The sequence below is a fragment of the Mucilaginibacter myungsuensis genome (assembly GCF_015222005.1).
Classification (GTDB): Bacteria; Bacteroidota; Bacteroidia; order Sphingobacteriales; family Sphingobacteriaceae; genus Mucilaginibacter; species Mucilaginibacter myungsuensis.
Window position 1 is genome coordinate 76,874 of record NZ_JADFFL010000008.1, and the last position, 26,958, is coordinate 103,831.

A 26,958-nucleotide genomic window follows, 5' to 3' on the forward strand; every position below is an offset into this window, starting at 1 on the left:
TTTTATCTATGACGATATCCGTATGGAGATACAGCCACTTAGCACTGGCTGTATCTTCTTTCCTTTTTATAGCGTTGGCGGCTATCACGGGTTTTATCCTGGCCTTTAAGCCCGTCAGCGAAAAGATGCCCGCCTACCGAGCCAAAGAATTTGACAAGGTCACCCTTGCGCAAGCGCTCCCTGCACTGCGCAAAGCATATCCCGGCGCTACCGATATTACGGTGGATGCCAATCAGTTCGTTACCCTTAAAGGTACTGATGCTGATAACAAAAAGATAAACGCTTATGTTGATCCCACTACCGGCAAGATTTTAGGCAATATACCACCAACGAATGAGTTCTTTCAATGGACAACCAGCTTGCACCGCTCGCTGTTCCTGCACGAATTAGGTCGTGGTTTTATGGGTGTGACGGCTTTCTTGTTGATGCTGATCGCCGTATCGGGTACGGTGCTGATCATCCAGCGGCAACAGGGTGTTAAGCATTTTTTCAAAAAGATCGTAAACGAAAACTTCGCGCAATACTGGCATGTGGTACTGGGCCGTTTAATGCTGATCCCCATCATACTGATATCGTTAACAGGCACTTATTTATCGTTGTCTCGTTTCCACATCATCCCCGAGTTTAAGGCGAAGCACAATGTGGATATCGACAACATTAAAGAAGACCCGCAGATAAAACCTGCTGAGTTCCCGATATTTAAACAAACGCTTTTAGCGGACGTGCAATCGGTAGAATTCCCGTTCTCTGATTTCCCGGAGGATCATTATAAACTGAAACTGAAAGATCGCGAAGTCATCGTCAACCAATTCACCGGCGAATTACTGACCGATATTAAATATCCAACAACGACTATACTGGCCGAGTTAAGCCTGGACCTGCATACCGGCCGTACTAATGCTATTTGGGCCGTAGTCCTGGCCATCGGCGCGCTGAATATCCTGTTCTTTATTTGGTCGGGTTTTGTGATGACCTTTAAACGTCTCAGTAACAAAGCCGAGAAGAACAAATTTAAAGCCGACGAAGCCGAATACATTATTTTGGTGGGATCTGAGAGTGGCACTACTTTCCGCTACGCCAACGCATTAAGTCAGGAACTGATCGCGCAAGGTAAAAGTGTTTACCTGACAGAGTTGGATAAATACGGCCTGTACCCGAAAGCTAACCATTTAGTGGTGATGACATCGACCTACGGCTTAGGCGATGCCCCGCCGAACGCTACCAAGTTCACTAAGCTACTGCCGAAGTATCCGCAAAAGCAAAAGATCCAATATTCGGTATTGGGTTTCGGTTCGCATGCTTACCCGGATTTTTGCCAGTTTGCCTTCGAGGTTAACCAATTGCTGAGCCACCAGGAATGGGCCGAGGCCTTGACCGACATCCATACCGTAAACGACAAAGAACCATCCGAAATAGCTCTTTGGGCCGAGGCATGGTCGCAACAGACCGAGTTACAGATCGACCTGCTGACCGGCATATCTGCCCAAACACCTAAGGATCTTAAAAAATTAACCGTCACCACTAATACAGCTACGGCAGAAGGGGAAACATTCCGGATCCGCCTAAAAACCCCGACCCGCGCCAAAGTAACATCCGGCGACTTATTGGCGATCTACCCGGCTAATGATCACCGCGAACGTCTGTACTCGATAGGTGTGGTAGGTAAAGAGATACAGCTGAGCGTACGCCTGCACCCGCATGGTTTAGGCTCAAGCTATCTGCACGGTTTAGAAAAAGGACGCACATTTAAAGCACGCATTGTAGACAACCCGCATTTCCATTTCCCTGAAGAGGCGACATCGGTAGTGATGATATCCAACGGAACAGGTATCGCGCCGTTCTTGGGTATGATCAGCCAGAACGATGCTCAATTGCCGATTCACCTTTATTGCGGTTTTCGCGAAAGCGCATCGTTTGAGGGATACAAGGATTTCTTGGCCGAACAGGAATCGGCAGGAAAGTTGGCGAAATTGAACCTTGCGTTATCCCGCGAGGGCAACAAGCAATACGTGAGCCACCAATTAGAGGCCGATAGCAAACTTATCGCTCAAACGCTACAGAATGACGGTATCCTGATGATATGCGGATCACTATCCATGCAAAAAGATGTATTGAATTTATTGGAGAAGATCTGTACCACATCTACTGATAGTCCGTTGAGTTACTATCAATCGCATGGTAGGATATTGATGGATTGTTATTGAATAGGGCGACCTCTCAACACCTCATCAACCATGTCATGCTGAGGAACGAAGCACCTTCTCCACGATCGATATCGGACCTGCATATCCGGAATTGCATCGTAGCGAAGTTCCTTCCTTCGTCAGGATGACATTGTTTGTTGAACTTTTAAAGCTTGGGCTGCTTCAACCCAAGCTTTTTTGATGCAATGATCTGCCCTTTATCGGTGATCATAATGTAGCTATACTTAGGGAATTTGCTGATCAGCTTTAAACCGGCATCCCTGCCCAGCACCATCACCGATGTACTGAAACCATTAGCTACCTCTGCCCTCGGACCAAATACGGTTACGCTGGTGAGGCCTGTGGATGGATAACCCGTTTTAGGGTTAATAATGTGCGCGTAACGCTTGCCGTTAAACTCCACAAATTTTTCATAACTACCTGAGGTTACAATGGCACTCTCGCGCAACGGCACTACGGCAAATATAGTGTCGGCTTTAAAAGGGTTGGTGATACCGATGGTCCAGGGTTTGCCGTTGGGTTGTTTGCCCCAGGTACGCATATCGCCGGTTCCGTTGATCAGTCCGGCTTTAATGCCTTTGGCAACCATGATGTCGCGGCATCGGTCGCCAGCATAGCCCTCGCCCAAAGCACCGAAACCGATCTTCATACCCGGCAGTTTTAAAAAGATGGTAGAGTTAATGCTATCAAGGATAATATTTTGATACCCCACCTTGGCCACCGAGTTTTTAATAGCCTCGGGCGATGGCATCTCGGTCATTGAACCGTCGAATTTCCATATCCTGTCCATTGCTGCAAAGCTGATATCGAAAGCACCGTTGGTCAGCTTTGATAGTGCAATGGCCCGTCGGGTCAGTTCAAAAACCTCACGGTCTACCTTAACAGGTTTAATACCCGCGTTCTGGTTCACTTGCGATACCTGTGAAGCAGGCTTCCAATCGGATATCAGGAACTCTATCCTTGATATCTCGGCAATGCAACTGTCCACATTCCTTGCCGCGGTGGCCGAGTCTTTAGCTACAATGGTGATCTCAAAACGGCCGCCCATCAGCATGGTGGTCTTTTTGCGGAGCACCTGTGCCGATGCGTTGAAACTACAGATCAGGAAGAGGAGTATCGCCACATTTTTCATGCATTGCAAAGATAACCGAACGCGGGTAAACAGATCGTCATCATTTAAGATCCTGAGTAGTTAAACCTCCCGTTTTAGTGAACATATCGCGGATGCGTTGATGATCTTTTTTATCAGCCACGTTATAAAATTCATCCAGCAGATCCGTGCTGATGGGCTTGGCGTTCGGGTATTTAAGTTTAGCCAAGAAATTGCGCAAGGCCAGGTTCATTTTATCCTCTCCGACCAGTTGGCTCAATTGATACATCACTACCGCGCCTTTAGAGTAGGAGAGATGCGTATCCTCGCCAAGCATTTTATAAAGCGGTCGCTCGGTGTTAAAGCCACGCTCGTCCAGGTAAATGCCAAGGTGCATCCGCAAGCGGTCAAGCATCTTTTCTTTACCGTACATCTGTTTAAGCAGCATCATCTCGGTGTACATGGCTAAGGTTTCTGTCAACAGAGGACTACCTTCTCTGTCGTCAGGGTCTATTTGGCTGTTGCCCCACCAAAGGTGCGATAGTTCGTGCCCGGCTAATTCATTCACCACATCCTGTTGTCGGTCGCCTTTGATGTTGGCGTGGAAGATTATGTCCTCGGCCATGTAGATCGTAGCCGGATAAGCCGTCGCCGCGAAGCCTTTAGTGAAAGACGATATCTCTGCAAAGCGGATGGTCTTAAAAGGGTAAGATCCAAAATTCTTTTCGCAATAGTCCATGGTTAGTTTGGCATTCTTCAGCAGGTGATCCACGTTCTCCGGATGTGCGGGATGATAATAGATCTCGAACCTCTTACCTCTGTAAAGCTCTTGTTTGATGGCATATTTGGCAGATGACACTGCGAACCGGAATGGTATGGGCGAACCTGTGCGGTACCTAAAATAGTTACGGCCTTTATCTTTCCATGCTTTAAACAATTCACCTACACCAATAGCGGTTTGGTTTGCCGATGTAGATACGGTCATATCTAAATTGATAAAGTCGTCGATAGCTGACTTGGGAGCATCTAAAGATCGGATCACCGTCGCTTTTCCCAAGTTGAATAGTTTACGTTGGTGCTCATCCTGTATCTCCATCCCGGCATTGTAGCCCAATTGCGGATAGTACCTGCTGATCCGCATAAAGGCACCATTATCTACTATGGCATTGAACGACTTGTGACCGTTAACAGCATACCATTTATAACTGATATCAAAGTTGAGCGTAGCCGTATCGCCGGGGAGCAGGGGATTTTGCAGTTGGATAAGTTGCTGGTGTTGCCTTACATCGACGCTTTCTTTTCCGTTACGATAGGTCATCCTGGCGACCTTCATGTCATCATCAAGACCCAGTAAAATGCTGCTGATCTTTGCCGCGGATCGGTTCACTAAAATATACTTCCCGCAGATGCGATATGCGTTCTGTTCCGGATCAAGATCGATCGTCGTGGTTACGTCGGTGATGGTCGGTTGCGGAAGGTTTTGATATTTGCGGTAGTCGCGCTCATAATTGGCCTGGGCTTGCAGCCCGGCGTTCTTGTTTTGCGGTTGGTAGTTGCTGATGAGGTCGGTGCCGGTGAATATCGTGCCTGCTATTAAAAATAGCGCGATCATTATCGGCATCAATTTTGATCCGGTTTTCTTTGTTTGCGATAGCGCCACTAACAGGCCGATCAATATTGCCCCGAATAGTAACCGTTCGGCATAAGCGCAGGTATAAGAGCCGAAGCCGTTCATATCGCTATGATCCCCGGCAAATGGCTGCAGGAATTTCAACAAGGGGTAACTGATCAGCTTTTTACCCAATGTGGTAGCAAATAGCACAACGAATACGATCGTGGCCGTCAAACCTGCGTATTTAGCATTGATCCATTTTTGTATCAGCATGATAGTCACGCACAACAAGATCAGCGGGAAAGTATTGAACAGGAATACGTCGGCATACACCCACCACTCGATATGCAGGTAGTTGTAAGCCAACTGAAAAAGGACCCCTTCGCCGATCATAAGAAGCGTGAACAATACCAGCACAATAGTTAAGGATAGGCACTTAGCATAAAAACTTGTCCGTGTATTGGACGTGCTATTTTCTATCAGGTGAAAATTAGCGTTGCGGCTTCGCCAAAATAATTCGTGTGCGTAGTAAATCAAAGCGATCATTCCAAGGGCGTGGAAGTTCTGTATGATAGTACTGACCATCAGCCCCGAGTTGGCATATTTTTGAGGGATTCGGATGCCTTTCTCTATCTCGGCATAAAGTTCCATGCCCACCATAAATAGCATGGCCATGGCGGTCAGTATAAAGGGTATGCTTTTTAGGATCCAGGTCAGGTCCATTTTTATAAAAGATAGGAGCGCTTGCCATTGGGCATTCGTGGTGTTGGATGTTGCGACCGGGTGATAGGTGCTTACGGTAGCAGGTTCTTCAAATGACCGGGCTTGTGTTTTTTTGCGTTTAGCGGTATCTATAGAGAATTTCTTAGCGCAGATGAACAACAAGCCTATAGATAGCAGAACAATCCCCAATCTGTTGTACAGAAATATACCCGTTAAAGATACCACCTCGCTATTCCGCTGCGGCACTGACCATTGCGCCGTTTGATGAAAGAAGGCCGAGAAACCGAAAGGGTCGATGATACCCGCGATCAATTGCGAGCGCTCCGACTGTGGCATGCTCTGTGCCATCATAGGCGAGCCGGAATAGATCAGCATGATCATGTAAACAATGTACAGCATCAGGCCGCTCACGTAAACCAGTAATTTGTTGCGACCGAGCCAGGCAACCGCGCTAAGTACGGCGGTAACGAATAGGGTATTGATCAACCCGAAATAAATGAACGGGGCTATGTACCAGGCTAAATTAAACCCGGTGACCTTACCTGCCGGGTTTGCCATGCCATGTCCAATAAAAAAGCTGATGAGCAGTAACAGAGTTAAGCCAAAACTCAAACTGAGCAAAGCCAAGTATCTGCCGGCGACAAAGCTCCCTTTGCTTAACGCTATGCTAAATAGCACTTGGCTAAAATTGCTGTCGCTCTCTTTAAACAGTAATTGCGCGGCGAACAATGTGCTGAAGAGCAAGGTGATCAGACTGATCAATGTCGTGATAAAACTGATCTGATAGGGGGAGTTATCAAAGAGTTCATCACTGACGGAGAAACGCGCATTCTGCCCTCCGAATATCCCGAATACGATGGTAAGCGTCAGCATCAGCCAAAAGCCCCAACGTTTGCCGTAGCTTTTAATGTCGAATAAAAATATCGCTTTCATGATCAGTCCTGATTTAGGGTTGCGAAATAGACATCCTCTAAAGTGGGCGCTACGGATATAAAACTGTCCGGGCCTTGATCGCCCGATAAACGGATACTCATTTTACCTGCGATGAATTGCGACGATATAACGGTATGGTCCTGCTTGTAGGTTTTTAACTCCGATCTGGTCACCTGTTTTTGCCAGATCTTGCCATCCAGTTGGGCTATCAGGACCTCGGGGTTGCCTTGGGCTAAAACAGTGCCGTTATTCATGATAGCCATTTTTGAACACAGATTACGGACATCCTCCACCAAATGAGTGGATAAGATGATAATGATATCCTCACCTATCTCGCTTAGCAGGCTGTTAAAGCGGTTACGCTCTTCGGGATCTAACCCCGCGGTAGGCTCATCAACGATAACGATCTTGGGGTTGCCCAACAGAGCTTGCGCCACGCCAAATCGCTGTCGCATCCCGCCTGAGAAGGTGTGGACCTCTTTTTTGCGGTGCTGATAGAGGTTCACTTTATCCAATAGCGCCAGTATTTGTTCTTTGCGTTCGGCAGAGTTGGTAACTCCCTTTAGTATGGCCAAGTGGTTCAGCAGGTCATAAGCCGAGGTTTTAGGATACACGCCAAAGTCCTGCGGGAGGAAGCCGAGGTGTCTTTTAACGGCAGTAGGGTCGGCCAGCACATCGGCACCGTTGAACGTGATCTGACCGCTATCCGGTTTTTGCAAACCGACAATGGTCTTCATCAATGATGATTTCCCCGCTCCGTTCGGGCCAAGTAAGCCGAATATGCCGGTGCCTATCGCTAACGATATATTGTTGATCGCCTTAACGCCGTTGGCGTAGGTCTTTTGTAAATTTTGGATGGATAACTGATGCATGGTCTTAAAAATTTAGGCAATACAATCCCGCACTCCCTTGCGGGGGCGTTTTTTAGGTTCAATAAATAGTGTTGTGAGTTACTCTTCTACATATTCCAGCACATCGCCGGGCTGGCAGTTCAGTATCTTACAAATGGCTTCTAAAGTGTTAAACTTAATACCCTTGGCTTTGCCCGTCTTCAGGATAGAGAGGTTGGCCGGGGTAATGTCCAGCCGCTCGGCCAGTTCCTTGCTTTGCATTTTGCGCTTGGCCAGCATCACATCAACGTTCACTACTATCGGCATGGTTATATGTATAGGTCCTGATCCTTTTGTAAATTAACCCCTTGCTGAAATATGGCAGCAATAAAGAGCGCAAATATGCCCATAATTATGTGCGCCGTTACCATTACCCCATACGGAAGATCTTCTTGCGATGATATCCCCAAAATGGCGAACATTATGGGGCAAACGATCAGGTTGGCGATGTAGAACAGCTTAAGGTGGCGGATACCCTGAACCGTAAATAACTTGGTTTGCCTGAAGGTTTTGAATACGTTGCCTAATAACCAAAAGAACAGGCCGTAAAACCCGATCACCATTACCATCTCGGCAATGTAACTTGCCTCGTAGACCGATCCTAACAAAAAGGGCTTATCCGTGAAGGGGTAACAGATAGCAAAACGGTTTTGCGGTAACATTTTTAACGTGGGCAACGTAAAAATGACCGAAATAAGCAAATGCAGCGTGGTCAGGATATAACCTGCAGATAATATCCTGGTCAGGTAAAATGCAATTGCCGAAATGATACGAACTAACCTCATGGAAAACAAAGTTTGTGATTTACATCGCAAACGTAATAATTAATTATTGTAAAACGATAATTAATTATTGAAAAATTCATCGATATTGGTTTGTTGGTACTCCTTGCACCATCCGTCGGCAAGTTTTTATTGCTTTTACATGACAATAAACTTGACTTTTTAAAAACTGTAGACTACTTTTAGGAATGTTTTATATACTGACCATTATCGCGTCCGCGCTGTTCTTAGCGCATGTTATTTTGCTGGTGCTATCGTTCAAAGGATCGGCTTTAGAGAAAACACGTTACTTCTACTCGCACCTTACCTTATGGTTAACAGGCATTGTGGTGTTTGCTTTGGCGGGCCTTTACCAAGGCACGGGCCGATCCGGCGTGCTGGATAATTTCGATAGTTTGCAAAAGCAGGTCTACATACTCGTATTTACTTTTGCACTTTCATTAGTGGCTCACTTGCTGGTCACTTATGTGGTATTGCCGTTAGTGGGCCGTAAAGGTTGATCCCTGTCACATACTTAGCTGAGATGATCGCAACAGATTCTTGACCAATGTGGTTAGTTCGGCTATGTTGAGGAATGGCTTTTTAAGGTATCCATCAGCCTCGCAAAGGGTGGCAAACTGGTTAACTTCTTCTAACGCTGATATCAGCAGTACTGGCTTGTTCCGCGTTTGTGGTTTGGATTTTAGGATGATGCAAATGATGTGGCCATTAATGTATGGCAGTTGTTCATCCAAAATATAAAGATCGGCGTTAAGTGCCAGCAGCGCATCAATATCATGCAGGGCCGACATGGTGGTGACCTGATACCCCTCCTCGTTCAGGAGGTGTTCCACCACCTCTAAAATATCCGGGTTGTCTTCAATAACAACAATATGTTCTTTCATCCGATGCTGCAACATCAGTATGGTACAATAGTTTAGCGTTATCGTCAAAACTACTTATATAAGTAATAGATCCGTCCATCAATATGATCAGGTTCAAGCGATCAGCGCGCCACCGATCAGGAATAGGCAGCACATCAAGATCAGCATGAGCAGTACCGGCCAAATAAATTTCAACCAGGTCTTATAGCTGATATTTACGAGGGCCAGTGTGGGTAACAACAGTCCGGTAGGGGTGAGGAAACCCATAATGCCCATGCCAAAAAGGTAGGCGTTCACCACCTCGCGACCTGGTGCACCGGCCATCACCGCCATCGATCCAAAGATCGGCATCGTCAAAACCGCCATCCCCGATGACGAACTGATGAACAGCGTAAATACGAGGTACAAGCCAAACAGGATCAGCACAAAAAGCAGCGGCGGCATATTGCCCACCAAGCCAGACGAATAGTAAAGGATGCTATCGGCGATGCGCCCCTCGTTCAATATCAAACCAACGCCGCGAGCTACACCAATGATAAAGGCCACACCCAACAACTCGCGTGCGCCATCAATAAACTGACCGATAAAAACGCTCTCGTTAGTGCGGGTGATCACAGCCACAATAATAGCCGATACCAGGAACAAGGCCGACATTTCGGGTAGCCACCATTCTAAAGCCATTACCCCGCCGATCATTACGGCGAATGTGAAGAAGAATATAGTCAATAAGATCTTATGCCGACCGCTTAACTTTACCGCCGGTCCGGAATGTACCTCGGCAAATGGTGACGCTACGGCGCCGTCTATTTGGTACACCAGGGAGGCTGTCGGGTCGCGTTGCACTTTTTGGGCGTAGCGCACCACGTACCATACATATACAAAACCCACGGCAACAAAAACGCCAAGGCGCTCTATCAACCCATCGGCCCAGTTGATGCCGGCCGCGTTAGATGCGATGATAGTAGCGAATGGGTTAGAGAACGAGGAGATATTCCCTAAACATGCCCCACCCATTACGGTGGCGACGGGTACGAGCAGGTCATACCCCGCAGCTAAAAATAGCGGCACCATCACGGGGTAAAAGATCAGGCATTCTTCGGCCATGCCAAATGATGAGCCGCCGGCGGCAAACAGGGTTGTCATGATGATGATCAGCCATGCTTCGCGCCCTTTCATACGGTGCGATAGCTTGCGGATGCCCTGCTCCATTGCCCCGGTTTTTTGAAAGACGTGCATAAAGCCGCCAATAAAAAGGATGAACAGGATGATATCGATGGTCTCATAAATGCCCTTAATGGGGGCTTGAATGATATGCGCCGGACCTTGTTTGTTACTCGGTAACTGATGATAACTGCCCGGCACAGCTACTGGTTTGCGGATATCGCCATTGGTAAATTTGGCCAGCGGTATGCGGATGCCCAGGCTATCCAGTGTATGTTGGGTGGCTGGTAAAACCTTGTTGCCCTTGGCCGACGCTATACTGAAAGTTTTGTCGGCATAGCTCAACTTATCGTACTCGCCCGATGGCAGCAACCAAGTAGCGGCGGCGGCCAATAAGATAACAATAACCAGTATAGAGATAGGTGAAGGTAGTTTTTTAAGTTTGGCCATAAGGTGAAAGTAAGGAATTAGTCGGGAAGTCCGAAGTCAAAAGTCCGAAGTCAAAAGTCGGGAGTCTGAGATGGATGATCGATGACGAGGCGCCGATAAGATATTTTTTAAGAACGAAACAGGTCGCCCATAAACTACTTTTAGCTTCGGACTTCAGACTTTTGACTCAAGACTTTCTCACCTCCTCCCTTTTCTCTACCTTTGCGCAAAATTATTGATGGACATGAAACGTGTTGTAATTACAGGCATGGGCGTGATAGCCCCTAACGGAAATAACATTGCTGAATTTTGGGATAACGTGATCAACGGACGCAGCGCCGCCCGCGATATCACCCGCTTTAACCCCGAGCATTTTAAAACACGTTTCGCCTCGCAGATATCAAACTACAACCCGGTCGCCGATCTTGACCGCAACGACATCAAACGCGGCGACCTATATTCGCAATACGCGCTCATAGCTGCCAAGCAGGCTATCGAGGATTCGGGCTTCGATATCAGCACCATGTCGCCCTTTGATGTGGGTGTGATATTTGGTTCGGCACAAGGAGGTTTTGAAACTTTTGAACAGCAAGTGGTAGAATATGCCGGTACCGGTCATCACCCGCACTTCAACCCTTTCTTTATCCCTAAAACGCTGATCAATATGGCGTCGGGGTTAATATCGATCAAATATGGCTTTATGGGCGTTAATTTTACTACGGTTACCGCTTGTGCAAGTGCCAACACAGCTATGATGGATGCTATGAACTACATCCGTTGGGGTAAGGCCAAGATCATTGTGACAGGTGGTTCGGATGCCCCGGTGACCGAGGCCTCTATCGGTGGTTATAACGCCCTGAAAGCATTATCTACCCGTAATGATGACCCGACTAAAGCTTCACGTCCGTTCGATATTGACCGCGATGGTTTTGTAATGGGTGAAGGCGCAGGTGTATTGGTATTAGAAGAATACGAACATGCCAAAGCCCGTGGTGCACATATTTATGCCGAAGTGGCCGGTGCCGCCATGACATCTGACGCTTACCACATTACCGCTACCCACCCCGAAGGCTTGGGCGCAATACAAGCAATGAAGTCGGCATTGGAAGATGCAGGTCTTAATAAAGAAGATATCGGTTTCCTCAACGCCCACGCAACGTCTACCCCGGTAGGTGACCAAAGCGAGGCTAAAGGTATCCACGCCGTTTATGGCGATAGCAAAAAGCTATTTGTAAGCGCAAGTAAATCGATCACCGGTCACTTGTTAGGTGCCGCCGGGGCTATCGAGGCCATTATTGCTGTTAAATCGATCACTGAGAGCGCTATCCCGCCAACCATCAATACTACTACCATCGACCCTAACATTCCTGCGGGCTTACAGATTGCTATCGGTGACGCTGTGGAAGTTGAGGTGAATGCCGCTATGAGCAATACTTTTGGCTTTGGTGGCCATAATGGTGTTGTGGTAATGAAGAAGGTGTAGGTGATCAGAATTTGCCGAATTTAAAGAATTTTCAGAATTGCGGTAAATTCCCTAATTCGATAAATTCCAGTTCAGACGAAATAGCAAGGCTCCGAAGGTCCGCTCAACACGAGGCACCTGCGGAGCCTTCCTTTTTACCGGCGATCAGCTATTAACACGTGATCCCGCTGGGATCTAAACTTGGAATTTATTGACTTACTGATTCCAGCGGGATCACGTGTTAATAGAAATGATAGGCTTTCCTAACTACAGACTCCGGATGGAGTCGCCTATATCGAACATAACCTTTCCGCTTAAATTAATTTCCACGCTCAAAAGCAACATTAAAGCAGTAATTTGCGTTATTAACAAGCTTTAAAAAACTATTAATGAAGTTCTTATTTACCTGTGCTTTTTCGGCCTTGGTTTCGGTGGCTTTGGTGTCGCCGGCTTTGGCCCAGAAAAAAGTTAAGATCATAGATAATACCCCCCTGGTAAATGTGTTTATTGGTACCGGCGGTCATGGCCATACTTACCCGGGAGCGACCACGCCTTTCGGGATGGTGCAACTGAGTCCGGATACGCGGCTGGAAGGCTGGGACGGTTGCTCGGGTTACCATGCAACCGACAGTGTGGTGTACGGCTTTTCGCATACGCACCTGAGCGGTACAGGCATCCCTGATTATTGCGACGTATTGTTTATGCCTACCACCGGCGACCCACGATTTAAGAACGATGACTATAAGTCGCCATTTAAAAAGAAGAACGAGGTAGGTTCGCCCGGCTATTACAAGACCCATTTGGATAAATATAACATCGATGTAGAACTGACCGCTACCACCCGCGTGGGGGTGCATAAATACAACTACCCTAAAGGCCAGCCTGCCAATATCATTATCGACCTGAAACATCGCGACGAGGTTTTAGACTCGTGGATAGAGGTAGTGAACGATCACGAGGTGCGCGGTCTGCGCAGGTCTAAGTCGTGGGCGGCGGATCAGCATGTGTATTTCTATGCCAAATTCAATAAGCCATTTAAGACTTATGGAATTGCTTTAGACGATAAGGTGCAGGACGGCAAGAACAAAGTGCAGGGCAAAAATGTGAAGATGTACCTGCAGTTTGACAACCCGGGGGAAGTGATATCCAAAGTGGGCATATCGGCCGTAAGTGCTGAGGGCGCATTAGCTAACTTGGATAAAGAGGTAACTGACTTCGACTTTAAACGCATCCAAAAGGAAGCCAAGACCAACTGGATAAACGAACTGGCTAAGATACAGATCGAAGGTGGTGCAGCCCCTCCGCCACCGGTTATGCCGACAGCGCAGAACGGCTATAACGGACGTAACCCGTACGGCGGTTACAACCCGTACCCGCAAGCACCGCGCCCGCAACCGATCGACTATGGCAAGATCAAACGCACCATATTTTACAGCGCTCTTTACCACACCATGCTGGCCCCCAACGTCTACAGCGATGTGGATGGGCAGTACCGGGGACTTGACCAAAAGGTACACACGGCTAACGGCTTTACATATTACACCATCTTTAGCTTGTGGGATACCTACCGCGCAGAGCACCCTTTGCTGAGCCTGATCGATAAAAAGCGTACGCTTGATTTTGTAAAAAGCTTTTTAGCGATGTATGATGATGGCAAACGTTTACCGATCTGGCCTGTAGGTTCGTCAGAGACGGATTGTATGGTGGGCAACCATGCTATCCCGGTCATTGTGGATGCGTATGCCAAAGGTATCCGCGATTTTGATACTGACAAAGCGTTACGTGCGATGAAAGAAGCCGTGAACCGTAACCAATACGGGCTGGACTCGTATCGTAAAAATGGTGTGGTGCTTTCCGATGATGAGCATGAATCGGTCTCTAAAACCTTAGAATACGCTTTCGACGATTGGTGTATAGCCCAATTTGCCAAAATGCTGAATAAGACCGACGACTATAACACCTTCATCAAACGCGCCCAATACTGGAAGAATCAATACAATAACCAGAACGGTTTTATGCAGGCCCGTGTGAATGGTAGTTGGTGGGCGCCTTTCGACCCGACGGAGGTAAACAATAACTATACTGAAGGCAATGCCTGGCAGTATGCTTTCCTTGTCCCGCACGATGTGGAGGGGCTGATCGAGCGTGCGGGTGGTAAAGAAAGATTTGAGATGAAACTGGATGACCTGTTCAACTCGCCATCTAAGATGACGGGCAGGGAGCAGTCGGATATTACCGGATTGATCGGTCAGTATGCGCACGGTAACGAGCCGAGCCATCATATGGCTTATCTGTATAATTTTACCGATGATCCAACCAAAACGCAGTTTTATCTGGGTAAGATCTTTAGGGAGCAGTACACCAACAAACCCGACGGCCTGGCCGGTAACGAGGATTGCGGACAAATGTCGGCCTGGTATGTGATGAGTGCTTTGGGTATTTATAACGTAACGCCCGGTCAACAGCAATACCAGATCGGTCTGCCGCAATTTGATAAGGCGACCATAAGTTTAGAGAACGGGAAGAAATTTGTGGTGACCAACGCCGCTGTCGCACAAAATAACTTTTATCTGCAAGGTTTGAACCTGAATAAAAAGCCTTATGGCAAGCTATTCCTCAATTACGAGGATATTGAGAACGGCGGCGAATTTGAATACTTTGCAGGCCGCTTGCCTAACCGCTTATTTGTACAGGAGCTGGAAAAGCCGACATCAAAGATCGCTGATAACCTGATCGTAGCTAACCCCTATTTTGTGGGTGGCACACGCACCTTTAAAGACAACCTATCGGTCGACATAAAAAGCGGCGATACGGGCGCAAAATATTATTACACGCTGGATGGTTCGGAACCAAGCGATAAGTCGACCGCTTACAGCACACCGATCAAGATCACCGCGACGACCACTGTCAAAGCTATCGCTTACAAAGACGGCAAGAGCAGCATGGTCAATTACGGAACATTTATTAAAGCCCGTAACGATGTGAAGCTAAGCCTGATCAACGAGTACCTCCCTAACTACCCCGCCGAAGGTGCTGACGCCTTAATAGACGGTTTGCGTGGAACGGCCAACTGGCGCATCGGTAATTGGCAAGGTTATCAGGGTAAGGACCTGATAGCGGTGCTGGATCTGGGTGCGTCAAAAAATGTTAAGAGTGTTAGCTTGAGCACGTTGCAGGATGCAGGGTCATGGATCGTGTTCCCTAAGTACATGATGGTGCAGGTATCCGACGATAACAAAGCCTGGCGCGATATTGGTAAGGTCGACACTAAAATAGATATTGACGAACCCGGCGCCAAAACGCAAGAGTTTGTGAAGGAACTGAATGTAAAAGCCCGCTACATTAAGATCACCGCCAAACAATACGGCGCATTGCCCGACTGGCATGAGAGCAAAGGAAATCCATCGTATATTTTTGCCGATGAGATAGGGGTGAATTATTAGACTACAAACGACCAAGGCTTTCCATTTCGGAAAGCCTTGGTCGCTTGTAGTATTTGCCACTTACCGCCAATGCCCCTCGCGCCAGTAATAGCCTGATCCGCCTTTAACCCATTCTCCTTTTACGTAGACGTGGTCTTTCTTAGGGTGATCCCAATGGCCGTTGGCATAGGTATATTGATGGCCTTTCCATTGCCAATCGCCGGGGATCCATATCGCATCGGCATAGGGCTTGGCAGGTTGTTCTTCTTGTGGTTGTTCGGGGCGTTTGGCTACGTAATAGCTGCGCACGCAGGATGTAAATAAGCCACCTGCGAGAGCTATCGTGATCAATATCTTACTGGTATTCATCTTGTCGGGATATCATCCCCAACGACAAATAACCACTAAAATAGTTTGCCTTAAACTTTGCTGAACTTAGGTGCTACCACCAATTCCTTACTGCCCGCGGTATATTTATAAAAACCACTGCCGGATTTTACGCCCAGATGCCCGGCAGTGACCATATTCACCAAAAGCGGACAGGGCGCGTATTTGGGGTTGCCCAAACCATCGTGCAGTACGCGTAGTATCGCCAGGCAAACATCCAGTCCAATAAAATCGGCCAGTTGTAGCGGACCCATCGGGTGGGCCATGCCTAATTTCATTACAGTATCTATTTCGGCAACGCCGGCCACGCCCTCAAATAAAGTATAGATCGCCTCATTGATCATCGGCATCAGGATACGGTTAGCTACAAAGCCGGGGTAATCGTTCACCTCAACAGGCACTTTATTCAGCTTTCGCGATATCTCCATTACCTTGGCGGTCACCTCATCGGTAGTGGCGTAACCACGGATCACCTCTACCAGTTGCATCAACGGAACCGGATTCATAAAGTGCATGCCGATCACCTTTTCGGGCTTGTTGGTAGCCGCGGCTATCTTGGTAATGCTAATGGATGATGTATTGCTGGCCAGAATGGCATCCGGCTTGCACAGGTCGCTAAGCTGTTTAAAGATATTGAGTTTGGTTTCGGGATGCTCGGTAGCAGCTTCTACAACCAGATCGGCATCTTTTACGCCGGTAGCCAGATCGGTGCCTGTAGTGATATTGGCTAAAGTAGCCGTTTTGATATCTTCGGTAATGGTCCCTTTACTCACTTGGCGACCAAGATTATTGGTGATGGTCGCGATAGCTTTATCCAGTGCCTCGGCTTTCATATCTACCAGTTGCACTTTGTAGCCATGCTGCGCAAATACGTGGGCAATACCATTGCCCATAGTGCCGGAGCCGATAACGGTGATGTTTTGCATAATTTGGAGTTATAATGGTCGCACCACCTTGTCATTGCGAGGAACGAAGCAATCGCGGATAGGCAGAGCGCTTGTGTAAAGTTCGCGATCGCTTCGTACCTCGCAATGACAAATTTTATATTTTTTAATTCCCCAACTGCTTAACTGCAATATAAGCCATCAACCCCGTACTCAACTCCAGCGCACTCTCCTCGATATCAAAAGTAGGTGTATGTACCGATGAGGTGATACCGCGTTCCTCGTTACGGGTACCTAAGCGATAAAAACAGCTATCAGCCACTTGCGAGAAGTAGGCAAAATCCTCTGCAGCCATCCAGATATCCAGATCGACCACGTTCTCTTTGCCTAAATATTCTTCGGCTGCAGCGCGGGCTGAAGCGGTCAGTACTGGTTCGTTGATCAGGAAGGGGTAGCCATGGCGTATCTCGAAATCGCAGCTGCCGCCCATGCTTTCGGCAATGCCTTCGGCCATCTTTTTCATTTTGATGTGGGCCTCTTTGCGCCAGGTCTCGTCCATGGTGCGGAAAGTGCCTTCCAGGTAAACCTCGTTCGGGATCACATTGGTAGCACCATTGGCGATCACTTTACCAAAAGATAATACCGACGGGCTTTTAGGATCAGCAAAGCGGCTCACCACTTGCTGTAGAGCGGTAAGGATATGCGCCATAATGATCACCGGATCCACGTTCTGTTGTGGCTGGGCACCATGGCCGCCCTTGCCTTTGATCGTCACATACAACTCATCTGTCGAGGCCATATACTTACCCGAACGGAAGCCCACCTTACCCGCATCGATCAGCGGCATCACATGTTGACCGATCACTGCCTGCGGTTTAGGGTTCTCTAAAACGCCTTCCTGTATCATCAGGTTAGCACCGCCGGGCAGTTTTTCTTCGGCTGGCTGAAAGATCAGTTTAACAGTGCCGCCAAACTCAGACTTTAGGCTGGTCAATATTTTAGCAGTACCTAACAGGGATGAGGTATGCACATCATGCCCGCAAGCATGCATCACACCCACGTTCTGCGACTTGTAAGGTACATCGTTAGCCTCGGTGATCGGCAATGCATCCATGTCGCCACGCAAGGCTACCACTTTATCAGATGGTTGATCACCTGTGATCAATCCAACCAGACCGTTACCCGCCATGCGTGTGTAAGGGATACCTAATTCATCCAATTTTGATGCTACGTAGGCCGAGGTTTCTACCTCTTCAAAGCTCAATTCAGGATGGCTATGCAGGTGGCGACGGTTGGTCACTACATCATTATATATCTCTTTAGACAGTTGCTGTATCTTTTCTCTGATCATTGCACAGGGGGATTGATCCTTTCGGGGATAACAAATAGGGTATGGAATATTGGCCGTAACTCCTGCACCAACCGGGTAGCCTCTAACCGGGTGCGGAAATCGCCCACGCGCACCTTAAAGTTAGGTTCGCTAAAGGTGATATAAGTACGATATTCCGGGTAGCGGGTTTGCATTTTTGCCTGCGCCGCATAAGCTTCGGCACGGCTGGAACCGAAGAAGAACTGCACCCGGTAACCCTGGGTTGAAATAGCTGGTGCGCCATTGGCCGGGTTATAAGCGGCATTGCCACCACCACGGGCCGCCTCCAACCTGCGGGCAGCAAGGGTATCGATACGTGGATCTTTAATTACTTCTACCGTACCACGGGTTTGCGCTTGCGATGCTTGCACCGCCAATAAAAGCAAACAGCATCCTATTATTTTGCGCAGGGCTTGATAATGGAATGCTGTTGGTTTCATTGTCTGTTGATGTTCTTTATTAATGCGTCATGCCGAACTTGTTTCGGCACCCCCTCACTTAGGTCAGCTTGCATAAAGTTAACTTTGCATGTGGGGTGCTGAAACAAGTTCAGCATGACTTATATTTATCTTTGAGCCCTCCCTTTAGGGAGGGTTGGGAGGGCCTTACGCTCCGTGGCAAGCTTTAAATTTCTTACCGCTACCGCAAGGGCAAGGATCGTTACGGCCTATCTTTTGTTCGGCTTTGATCGGTTGTTGCTTTACTGGTTCTCGGGTATCAAAGTCGTCCATTGGCATGCCGGTCTCCATATCCAGTTCGGGTTTAGAGGTACGCATTTGCTTCATATCCGTACGTGGCTGCGGTTTGGCCTCCTGCAATTCCTCCGGCTGCTGCTGGCCCGGGATAAATCCGCGGAACAGGAAGCTTACCAGCTCTTTGTTAACCGTAGCCAACATCTGGCGGAACAGTTCAAAAGCCTCGAATTTGTAAACCAATAACGGGTCTTTCTGCTCGTAAACGGCGTTCTGTACCGATTGCTTTAACTCGTCCATCTCACGCAGGTGCTCTTTCCAGGCATCGTCGATCAGGTGTAGGGTCACGTTCTTCTCGAATGATTTGAACACCTCATGACCATGGTTCTCCACCGCTTTTTTCAACGGAACGGTCACGTGCATTTCAACAATACCGTTAGTGAACGGAACAATGATATCCTCAACCTGCATACCGCGTTGTTCAAATACGTCTTTCAAAACAGGGTAAGCTTGTGCGGCTATACCATCTTGCTTGCGTTTGTAAAAGTCGCTTACCGCGGCAAAGGTCTCGTCAACCAATGCGGGTAGTTTTGTGGCAGCAAATTCAGCCTGGTTGCTATCCATATCTACCGAGAAGATACGGATGATCTCTAAACGGTAACCTTCGTAATTGTTTTGCTCTTTATATTCGGCAACAATATCCTCAACTACATCAAAAATGGTGTTGCTGATATCCACATCTAAACGATCGCCGAACAAGGCATTTTTACGTTTAGCGTAGATCACCGTACGTTGCGAGTTCATCACGTCGTCGTACTCTAACAAACGCTTACGGATACCAAAGTTGTTCTCTTCTACTTTCTTTTGCGCACGTTCGATAGATTTTGATATCATCGAGTGTTGGATCACTTCGCCTTCTTCGATACCCATACGTACCATCAGCGCGGCGATACGCTCTGACCCGAATAAACGCATCAGGTTATCCTCTAACGACACAAAGAATTGAGACGAACCCGGGTCACCCTGGCGACCGGCACGACCACGTAACTGTCTGTCTACACGGCGGCTCTCGTGACGCTCGGTACCGATGATCGCTAAACCACCGGCCTCTTTAACACCCTCGCCCAATTTAATATCCGTACCACGGCCGGCCATGTTGGTAGCGATGGTCACTGTGCTGGCTTTACCAGCTTCGGCCACAATGTCGGCCTCTTTTTGGTGTAGCTTCGCGTTCAGTACGTTATGTTTAATGCCGCGTAGTTTTAGCATACGGCTCACTAATTCAGATATATCTACCGATGTAGTACCTACCAAAACCGGGCGACCGGCTTGGGTCAAGGCAACGATCTCGTCGGCAACGGCATTGTATTTCTCACGCACGGTACGATAAACCAGATCCTGACGGTCGTCACGGCTGATGTTTCTGTTGGTCGGGATCTCTACCACGTCCAATTTGTAGATCTGCCAAAGCTCGCCTGCTTCTGTAACGGCCGTCCCCGTCATACCGCAAAGCTTGTGGTACATACGGAAGTAGTTTTGCAGCGTAATAGTAGCGAAGGTTTGTGTAGCGTCCTCAACCTTTACGTTCTCTTTAGCCTCGATAGCCTGGTGCAGGCCATCGCTGTAACGGCGACCATCTAACACACGACCGGTCTGCTCATCTACGATCTTTACTTTGCCCTCGTCAAGGATGTATTCGGTATCCTTCTCAAATAAAGTATAAGCTTTCAGTAACTGGTTAACCGAGTGGATACGCTCAGACTTGATCGCGAAATCGCGCATCAACTCATCTTTATGAGCAATTTTTTCTTCAGCCGTTAAGGTCGACTTTTCTAACTCAGCTATCTCGCCGCCAACATCAGGCATCACAAAGAAACCCGCATCTTCGCCTGATGCAGTGATCAGCTCGATACCTTTTTCGGTCAGCTCTACCGAGTTGTTTTTCTCATCGATCACAAAGAACAGCTCACTATCCACCTTAGGCATCTCTTTGCTTTGATCTTGCAGATAATGGCCTTCGGTCTTTTGCAGGATAGAACGGTTAGAGCCCTCACTCAAAAATTTGATCAGCGCTTTGCTCTTCGGCAAACCACGGTGGGCACGCAACAAGGCCAAACCACCGGTCTCGGCGTCGGTCTTGTTATCGTTAATTTGTTTCTTGGCTTCGTTCAGTACGGTATTGATGTAGTTCTTTTGGGCATTCACCAAACGCTCAATGCGTGGTTTCAACTCATAAAACTCGTGCTCGTCACCACGTGGGATCGGGCCTGAAATGATCAGCGGGGTACGGGCATCATCCACTAACACCGAGTCAACCTCATCCACCATCGCGAAGTGCGATTTACGCTGAACCAACTCCTCCGGTGTGCGTGTCATGTTGTCACGCAGGTAGTCAAAGCCAAATTCGTTATTGGTACCAAAGGTAATGTCAGCCAAATAAGCCTGACGGCGCTCTTCGCTATTAGGTTGGTGCTTATCGATACAATCAACAGCAAGACCGTGGAACTCGTACAACGGACCCATCCACTCCGAGTCACGGCGTGCCAGGTAGTCGTTCACGGTCACAATGTGTACGCCCTGGCCGGCAAGGGCGTTAAGGTAGGCAGGCAGGGTAGCCACTAAGGTTTTACCCTCACCGGTAGCCATCTCGGCAATTTTACCCTGATGCAATACCGCGCCACCGATCAGCTGAACATCGTAGTGTACCATGTTCCACTTGGTCTCTACACCGGCAGCAAGCCAGGTATTGGCGTGGTAAGCTTTATCGCCTACAATGGTAACGTTAGCTTTTTTAGCGGCTAAAGTACGGTCGAAATCGGTAGCGGTAACTTCCAGTTTATCGTTCTCGGCTAAACGCCTTGCAGTTTCTTTTACTACCGCAAAACCTTCCGGAAGGATATCTAACAAGATAACTTCCAGCTCTTTGTTGCGGTCTTTCTCCAGTTTATCAAGGTCGGTGTATAGGTTTACCTTTTCGTCTACCGGCATATCCAACTCGGTATCCAGGCGACCTTTTATAGCGGCTATATCGGCATCAATGTCTGCCAGGCCTTTAGCAATGGTCTCTTTAAATTTGATGGTCTGCGCGCGCAGTTCATCATTACTAAGCGTTTCAAGCTTGGCATAGGCGGCCTTTACCTTTTCTACCAAAGGCATAATGGCCTTAACGTCTCTGTCCGATTTGCTTCCGAAAAGCTTACTTATAAAATCTAACATACTAATTCTTCTCTGTGATGTACCACTCTATGATCAACAATTGCGCCATTGCAATTTGAAAGTCATAATGGCAGGGCAAGTTACGATTTTGCAGGCAAGTGCGGAAACCTGCACGACGGAAAGTCCGAAAGTTGGTCATTAAACTGACGTTTAACGTATAAATTGATGGGGATATGGAAACGTACGGTCGGTAGCGCTTAGGTATCGGCAGCCCCGCTATTGCTTATACGCCTGCAGGCATTCCGCTCGCGGCCGGTATTTGCCAGATGAGAGAGCAAAAATACCAAGACTAAAAGGTAACCCATATTTTATGATCGTTAAGAAATTTTAATTAACTGACCATCAGTGGCAATTGAGGTGTAGGTGGTGTATACACCCACGCTGTATACACCTACATACTGCTTAAAAACACAAGAACCCCGATAAATTAATATCGGGGTTCTTGAAAATTCTATCTTCCGGACTTCGCGTCTTTCCGACTTCCGGACTTTCTAACTCACCGCTCCTATTTTCTTCAACAGTTTCCTGTTCTCGCGGCGGTGTATCAGTTTGTACACCATAGCGTAAATGATCGGTAAGATCAGCAGGGTCAATACAGTTGATGTTACGAGACCACCGATCACAACAATAGCCAATGGTTTTTGCGTTTCGCTGCCGATGCCTGTAGATATGGCTGCCGGCATCAGGCCAATGGCAGCCATCAGGGCGGTCATGACTACGGGGCGCACGCGGGATATCACGCCATCCAATATAGCTTCATCCAAATGCATACCGGCATCCAGGTTCTTACGGAATACCGATATCAAGATCACACCATTTTGGATACACACCCCGAACAAGGCGATGAAACCGATACCTGCCGATATGCTGAAATTGATACCGGTAATATGCAGCGCCAGGATACCGCCTATCAGTGCGAATGGCACGTTCATGATCACCAATGTAGCATCCTTAACGTTACCAAAGGTTACGAACAGGATCAGGAAGATCACCAGTAAACAGATAGGCACTACGCGGGCCAAAGTATTTGATGCACGGATCTGGTTCTCGAACTCGCCATTCCAGGTGAATGAGTAGCCTTGCTGTAATTTAACAGCGGCACTCACTTTTTGCTGGGCCTCGGCAATAGTGCTGCCCAGGTCGCGGCCACGCACCGAGAATTTTACGGCGATATAGCGCATATTGTTATCCCGGTAAATAAATGCCGGCCCGGTGATCGACTGCACATCGGCGATCTCTTTCAAAGCGATCTTAGAACCATTCAGGGTAGGTACCATCAGGTTCAGGATCTTTTCTTCTGTATCGCGATCTTGTTTTTGGTAACGCAGGCGTATCTCAAAACGGCGCTCACCCTCGTAAACGTGCGTGGCAGCTTTACCGCCAATGGCCATTTCTATTACGGCATTAGCGTCGGCAGTGGCAACGCCGTAGCGGGCCATCTGGCGTTGGTGCAGGGCTATCCTTAATTCGGGCTGGCCGAGGTTACGCAGTATACCCAGATCTTCAACACCTTTTATCTTTTTAAGTACGCGCATCACATCATCTGCCTTGGTATCCAATTCATTAAAATCCGGACCGAATATTTTTACCGCCATTGATGCAGGCACACCGGCAACAGCCTCGGCCACGTTATCAATAATTGGTTGCGAGTAGTTATAAATGACACCCGGGTACTGGCTCAGCTTTTTGTCCATCTCGGCGATCAATTCTTCCTGGGTGATGCGGCGTCTCCATTCTTTTTTAGGGAGCAGGTCTACCTGTATCTGCACGTTAAAGAAACCCTTAGGGTCGGTACCATCGTTGGTACGGCCAACTTGCGATAGCGTCTGCTTAACCTCGGGGAATGTGCCCAAAATGTCGCGCATTTTATTGGTCAGGTTCACCGAGCTTTCTAACGATGTACTCATTGGCATCTGTGCGGTAACCCATAGCGCTCCTTCGTTCAGCTGAGGTAAAAACTCGGACCCCAATAACTTGGCCGACATAAAGGTCAACGTCATAAAGGCTATCGATACCAGCAAACTCAATTTTTGGTTGCGGTAAGTAAAGGTGAACATTCGGCGCACGCCATTCTCAAAAAAGATGACCACCGGGTTATGTTTCTCCCTTACGTTCTTACGCAGCAGGATGCTGGATAGGGCAGGCACCAAGGTAAGTGTGAAGATCAACGCCCCTAATAAAGCAAAACCTAATGTGTAAGCCAGCGGAGAGAACATTTTACCCTCCACCTTTTGGAAAGCGAAGATCGGTACCAGGCAGGTAAGGATGATGAGTTTAGAGAAAAATATAGCCTTGCCCATCTCGGCGCCCACGTTTTTGAACAAGCCCAATTTAGCCAGCTTGTTAAATCTCTCCATGCCAACTTCTTTGGCCTTATGGTCCAGCGCTACAAATATGCCCTCTACCATTACCACGGCCCCATCTATAATGATCCCGAAATCGACCGCGCCCATACTGAGCAGGTTGGCGCTCATGCCCTTCAATTTCAAACACACAAAGGCAAACAATAATGACAGCGGGATAATGATAGCAACTGTCAAGGTGGTCCTCCAATCCGCCATGAACAGGAATACGATTACGGTCACCAGTACAATACCCTCAACCAGGTTATGGATCACCGTTTCAGTACAAAAATCCATAAGATTGGTACGATCGTAAAACGTGCTGATCTTAACATCCTTAGGCAGGATGTTATTGTTCAGGTCATCTACTTTGGCTTTAATGCGGGTAAGTACCTCCGCCGGGTTCTCACCTTTCCGCATTACTACAATGCCTTCCAACACGTCGTTGTTTTTATCACGACCGACCTGGCCTAATCTTGGCAAGCCACTTTCTTTGATCTGGGCCACATCCTTGGTCAGGATAGGTACGTTATTTACATTCTTGATGATAATGTTCTTGATCTCATCGATATTATTGATCAGACCTATGCCGCGCACCACGTAAGCCTGGTCGTTCTTTTCTATCACGTCGCCGCCCACGTTAATGTTACTGCGGTTAATGGCCGTAAAAACATCCATAGATGTTAGCCCGTATTTTTGTAACAGGGCAGGGTTAACACTTACCTCGTAGTCTTTTTCCTCGCCGCCAAAGCTGTTCACGTCGGCTACACCCGGCAAGGCTTTAAACTGGCGGTCCAGCACCCAGTCCTGTATGGCGGTAAGCTCGTGCAAGCTCTTGGTCTTGCTTTTCAGCGTGTACCTAAAGATCTCGCCGGTGGGGCCATACGGTGGCTGTATCTCCGGTTGCACACCATCGGGCAGGTCTGCGTTCAGCAAGCGGCTCATTACCTGCTGGCGGGCAAAGGCATCATCTACATCGTCATCAAAAATGATGCGAACGTATGAGAGGCCGAACGATGAGGTGGTCCTCAGGTTAGATTTCTTTTGTACCGAGTTCAGCACGGTCTCCATGGGTATGGTGATCATTTTTTCCACCTCCTCGGCACTGCGGCCGGGCCATTGGGCTATAATAATGATCTGGGTATTGGTTACATCCGGGAAAGTCTCGATAGGGGTATTGGTATAACTCCACACACCCAAGGCGCACAGTACGGCGGTCATAAAGAACACAAAGTAGCGGTGCCTTAAAGAGAAGTATATGATATTTTTAATGAACTTGTTCATCTCTGTTGGTCATTTTCAGTTGTCAATAGTAATTGCATGAGTAAGTCAGGTCACTCCGGACTTAAGACTTCCGACTCAAGACTCCCGACTTATTCCGCTGTCAGCGCGTCGTATAATAAAAGCTGGTTCTTTGATATCACCTTATCGCCGGGCTGCAGGCCATTGCCTATGTAAGCCACACCATCAACTGTTTTAATGACCGATACCTGGCGTACTTTTAGGTCGCACTTGCTGTTATAAACCACCACATAGTTTTTGCTGCTATCAAAAACGATAGCTTTTGATGGGATAGATACCGCCTGCGCGTTCTCGTTATTAGTGATCACCACGTTGGTGAACATTTCGGGCTTTAACAGCATATCCGGGTTAGGCAGGGCGATCTTGATCTTCATTACCTTATTATCCGGGTCCAGTATCGAGCTTACCTCGTTCACTTTACCCTGGAAGGTTTTGTCAGGATAAGCGATGGTGGTCACCGCGGCATTGTAGCCAACTTTAACTTTGCTGATATCGCTCTCGAAAACGTTGGCCCAAACCCACACATCTTTCATATTACTAATAGTGAACATGCTGCCGCCGTTATCCTCGCGGATAAAACTGCCCGAGCTCACGTTCTTCTCTACAATGTAACCCGCTCTTGGTGCTTTGATCACCAGCATGCCATTCTCGGTAGTGTTACCGCCGCCATTAATAGCAAGGGCCGACTTTACCTTGCGGTTAGCTGCCTGGGCTTTGTTGTAATTCTCTTTAGCCTCGGTGTAATCACGCTCGCTGCTGATGCCGTTTTTGTACAGGTATTCGGCTTGTTCCATCTGGCGTTTGGCAATGGCCAGATCGGCATTGGTCGATGACAGGTCGGTATAGTTACCCGCCACATCGGCGCTGCGCATAACGGCCAGCACTTGTCCCTGGCTTACTCTATCACCAAGGGAAACCTTAACGTCGGTAACCTGTCCACTGCTGAAAGGGAATACACGTACCACATTATTGTCGTTGCTGGCAACTTCGCCGGTCAGGGTCAGTTCGTTCTTAATAGTGCTGGTCTTTGCTGTATCTATGGTAATGATCTTGGCTAACGAGTCGCTGATGCAAACTTCTTTGCTAACGGTAGCCTCTGGTTTTGGAGAGTGGCACGCGCTTAAACCTGCAATTGCAGCCAGGCCGGCCAGTATAAATACTTTGTTCATTTTTTTATGATTGTTTAATTAGGGTG

The 26,958-nt window shown here is 47.9% G+C and carries 18 protein-coding genes; 4 read left to right on the forward strand and 14 right to left on the reverse strand.

Translation table 11 applies throughout. The annotated features are described in order from the left end of the window. Positions 1 to 8 precede the first annotated feature (8 nt). On the forward strand, positions 9 to 2,204 hold the full coding sequence (locus IRJ16_RS18295; protein WP_194113088.1) for a PepSY domain-containing protein: 2,196 nt from the start codon (positions 9 to 11) through the stop codon (positions 2,202 to 2,204). A 145-nt stretch (positions 2,205 to 2,349) separates the two neighbouring features. On the opposite strand, the gene IRJ16_RS18300 is transcribed toward IRJ16_RS18295, so the two are convergent. The 5 genes from IRJ16_RS18300 to IRJ16_RS18320 all read right to left on the reverse strand — a co-directional run bounded on the left by IRJ16_RS18300 (position 2,350) and on the right by IRJ16_RS18320 (position 8,237). Further along, positions 2,350 to 3,336, reverse strand: coding sequence for an FAD:protein FMN transferase (locus IRJ16_RS18300; protein ID WP_194113089.1), 987 nt, complete (start codon positions 3,334 to 3,336; stop codon positions 2,350 to 2,352). 40 nt (positions 3,337 to 3,376) lie between these two features. After that, positions 3,377 to 6,562 carry an ABC transporter permease/M1 family aminopeptidase gene (locus tag IRJ16_RS18305; RefSeq protein ID WP_194113090.1) on the reverse strand — a complete coding sequence of 1,062 codons (3,186 nt, stop codon included), beginning with the start codon at positions 6,560 to 6,562 and terminating at the stop codon, positions 3,377 to 3,379. Between the two features lie 2 nt (positions 6,563 to 6,564). Beyond that, on the reverse strand, positions 6,565 to 7,434 hold the full coding sequence (locus IRJ16_RS18310; RefSeq protein WP_194113091.1) for an ABC transporter ATP-binding protein: 870 nt from the start codon (positions 7,432 to 7,434) through the stop codon (positions 6,565 to 6,567). Positions 7,435 to 7,512: 78 nt separating this feature from the next. Then, positions 7,513 to 7,719, reverse strand: coding sequence for a helix-turn-helix domain-containing protein (locus IRJ16_RS18315; RefSeq protein WP_194113092.1), 207 nt, complete (start codon positions 7,717 to 7,719; stop codon positions 7,513 to 7,515). A 2-nt stretch (positions 7,720 to 7,721) separates the two neighbouring features. Then, on the reverse strand, positions 7,722 to 8,237 hold the full coding sequence (locus IRJ16_RS18320; protein ID WP_194113093.1) for a DUF2975 domain-containing protein: 516 nt from the start codon (positions 8,235 to 8,237) through the stop codon (positions 7,722 to 7,724). A gap of 185 nt (positions 8,238 to 8,422) precedes the next feature. Between IRJ16_RS18320 and IRJ16_RS18325 the strand changes: the two genes are divergently transcribed. Beyond that, positions 8,423 to 8,734, forward strand: a complete 312-nt coding sequence (locus tag IRJ16_RS18325) for a hypothetical protein (protein WP_194113094.1) — start codon at positions 8,423 to 8,425, stop codon at positions 8,732 to 8,734. A 6-nt stretch (positions 8,735 to 8,740) separates the two neighbouring features. On the opposite strand, the gene IRJ16_RS18330 is transcribed toward IRJ16_RS18325, so the two are convergent. Both IRJ16_RS18330 and IRJ16_RS18335 read right to left on the reverse strand, forming a co-directional pair. Further along, a complete protein-coding gene (locus IRJ16_RS18330; RefSeq protein ID WP_194113095.1) occupies positions 8,741 to 9,118 on the reverse strand; it encodes a response regulator transcription factor in 378 nt (125 codons plus the stop codon). Positions 9,119 to 9,211: 93 nt separating this feature from the next. Then, a complete protein-coding gene (locus IRJ16_RS18335; protein WP_194113096.1) occupies positions 9,212 to 10,708 on the reverse strand; it encodes a YfcC family protein in 1,497 nt (498 codons plus the stop codon). A gap of 223 nt (positions 10,709 to 10,931) precedes the next feature. Here IRJ16_RS18335 and fabF point away from each other — a divergent pair, with 223 nt between their 5' ends. Beyond that, on the forward strand, positions 10,932 to 12,170 hold the full coding sequence (gene fabF, locus IRJ16_RS18340) for a beta-ketoacyl-ACP synthase II (protein WP_194113097.1): 1,239 nt from the start codon (positions 10,932 to 10,934) through the stop codon (positions 12,168 to 12,170). Between the two features lie 368 nt (positions 12,171 to 12,538). Then, positions 12,539 to 15,592, forward strand: a complete 3,054-nt coding sequence (locus IRJ16_RS18345; protein ID WP_194113098.1) for a GH92 family glycosyl hydrolase — start codon at positions 12,539 to 12,541, stop codon at positions 15,590 to 15,592. 60 nt (positions 15,593 to 15,652) lie between these two features. Here the strand turns inward: IRJ16_RS18345 and IRJ16_RS18350 are convergent, their stop codons facing one another. From IRJ16_RS18350 to IRJ16_RS18380, 7 genes are all read right to left on the reverse strand, one after another. Then, positions 15,653 to 15,940 (reverse strand): YXWGXW repeat-containing protein, encoded by a 288-nt coding sequence (locus IRJ16_RS18350; protein WP_194113099.1) that lies wholly within the window; start codon positions 15,938 to 15,940, stop codon positions 15,653 to 15,655. A 50-nt stretch (positions 15,941 to 15,990) separates the two neighbouring features. After that, positions 15,991 to 16,884, reverse strand: a complete 894-nt coding sequence (locus IRJ16_RS18355) for a 3-hydroxyacyl-CoA dehydrogenase family protein (RefSeq protein ID WP_194113100.1) — start codon at positions 16,882 to 16,884, stop codon at positions 15,991 to 15,993. 124 nt (positions 16,885 to 17,008) lie between these two features. Then, positions 17,009 to 18,193, reverse strand: a complete 1,185-nt coding sequence (locus IRJ16_RS18360; protein WP_194113101.1) for a M20 metallopeptidase family protein — start codon at positions 18,191 to 18,193, stop codon at positions 17,009 to 17,011. Next, a complete protein-coding gene (locus IRJ16_RS18365; RefSeq protein ID WP_194113102.1) occupies positions 18,190 to 18,651 on the reverse strand; it encodes an SPOR domain-containing protein in 462 nt (153 codons plus the stop codon). Before IRJ16_RS18365 ends, IRJ16_RS18360 begins: the two co-directional genes overlap by 4 nt. Positions 18,652 to 18,816: 165 nt before the next feature. After that, positions 18,817 to 22,119: a preprotein translocase subunit SecA gene (secA, locus tag IRJ16_RS18370; RefSeq protein WP_194113103.1), complete on the reverse strand. Its 3,303-nt coding sequence runs from the start codon at positions 22,117 to 22,119 to the stop codon at positions 18,817 to 18,819. A gap of 491 nt (positions 22,120 to 22,610) precedes the next feature. Next, positions 22,611 to 25,745 (reverse strand): efflux RND transporter permease subunit, encoded by a 3,135-nt coding sequence (locus IRJ16_RS18375; protein WP_194113104.1) that lies wholly within the window; start codon positions 25,743 to 25,745, stop codon positions 22,611 to 22,613. Between the two features lie 89 nt (positions 25,746 to 25,834). Next, positions 25,835 to 26,932, reverse strand: coding sequence for an efflux RND transporter periplasmic adaptor subunit (locus IRJ16_RS18380; RefSeq protein WP_194113105.1), 1,098 nt, complete (start codon positions 26,930 to 26,932; stop codon positions 25,835 to 25,837). Positions 26,933 to 26,958: the final 26 nt, after the last annotated feature.

Excerpts from the sequence above, each read along its gene's own strand:
- IRJ16_RS18310 (WP_194113091.1), bottom strand. The coding sequence starts at position 7,434 with ATGCATCAGTTATCCATCCAAAATTTACAAAAGACCTACGCCAACGGC.
- IRJ16_RS18360 (WP_194113101.1), bottom strand. The coding sequence starts at position 18,193 with ATGATCAGAGAAAAGATACAGCAACTGTCTAAAGAGATATATAATGAT.
- IRJ16_RS18375 (WP_194113104.1), bottom strand. The coding sequence starts at position 25,745 with ATGAACAAGTTCATTAAAAATATCATATACTTCTCTTTAAGGCACCGC.
- IRJ16_RS18365 (WP_194113102.1), bottom strand. The coding sequence starts at position 18,651 with ATGAAACCAACAGCATTCCATTATCAAGCCCTGCGCAAAATAATAGGA.
- IRJ16_RS18300 (WP_194113089.1), bottom strand. The coding sequence starts at position 3,336 with ATGAAAAATGTGGCGATACTCCTCTTCCTGATCTGTAGTTTCAACGCA.
- IRJ16_RS18350 (WP_194113099.1), bottom strand. The coding sequence starts at position 15,940 with ATGAATACCAGTAAGATATTGATCACGATAGCTCTCGCAGGTGGCTTA.
- secA (WP_194113103.1), bottom strand. The coding sequence starts at position 22,119 with ATGTTAGATTTTATAAGTAAGCTTTTCGGAAGCAAATCGGACAGAGAC.
- IRJ16_RS18380 (WP_194113105.1), bottom strand. The coding sequence starts at position 26,932 with ATGAACAAAGTATTTATACTGGCCGGCCTGGCTGCAATTGCAGGTTTA.
- IRJ16_RS18355 (WP_194113100.1), bottom strand. The coding sequence starts at position 16,884 with ATGCAAAACATCACCGTTATCGGCTCCGGCACTATGGGCAATGGTATT.
- IRJ16_RS18320 (WP_194113093.1), bottom strand. The coding sequence starts at position 8,237 with ATGAGGTTAGTTCGTATCATTTCGGCAATTGCATTTTACCTGACCAGG.
- IRJ16_RS18305 (WP_194113090.1), bottom strand. The coding sequence starts at position 6,562 with ATGAAAGCGATATTTTTATTCGACATTAAAAGCTACGGCAAACGTTGG.
- IRJ16_RS18330 (WP_194113095.1), bottom strand. The coding sequence starts at position 9,118 with ATGAAAGAACATATTGTTGTTATTGAAGACAACCCGGATATTTTAGAG.
- IRJ16_RS18345 (WP_194113098.1), top strand. The coding sequence starts at position 12,539 with ATGAAGTTCTTATTTACCTGTGCTTTTTCGGCCTTGGTTTCGGTGGCT.
- IRJ16_RS18335 (WP_194113096.1), bottom strand. The coding sequence starts at position 10,708 with ATGGCCAAACTTAAAAAACTACCTTCACCTATCTCTATACTGGTTATT.
- fabF (WP_194113097.1), top strand. The coding sequence starts at position 10,932 with ATGAAACGTGTTGTAATTACAGGCATGGGCGTGATAGCCCCTAACGGA.
- IRJ16_RS18315 (WP_194113092.1), bottom strand. The coding sequence starts at position 7,719 with ATGCCGATAGTAGTGAACGTTGATGTGATGCTGGCCAAGCGCAAAATG.
- IRJ16_RS18295 (WP_194113088.1), top strand. The coding sequence starts at position 9 with ATGACGATATCCGTATGGAGATACAGCCACTTAGCACTGGCTGTATCT.
- IRJ16_RS18325 (WP_194113094.1), top strand. The coding sequence starts at position 8,423 with ATGTTTTATATACTGACCATTATCGCGTCCGCGCTGTTCTTAGCGCAT.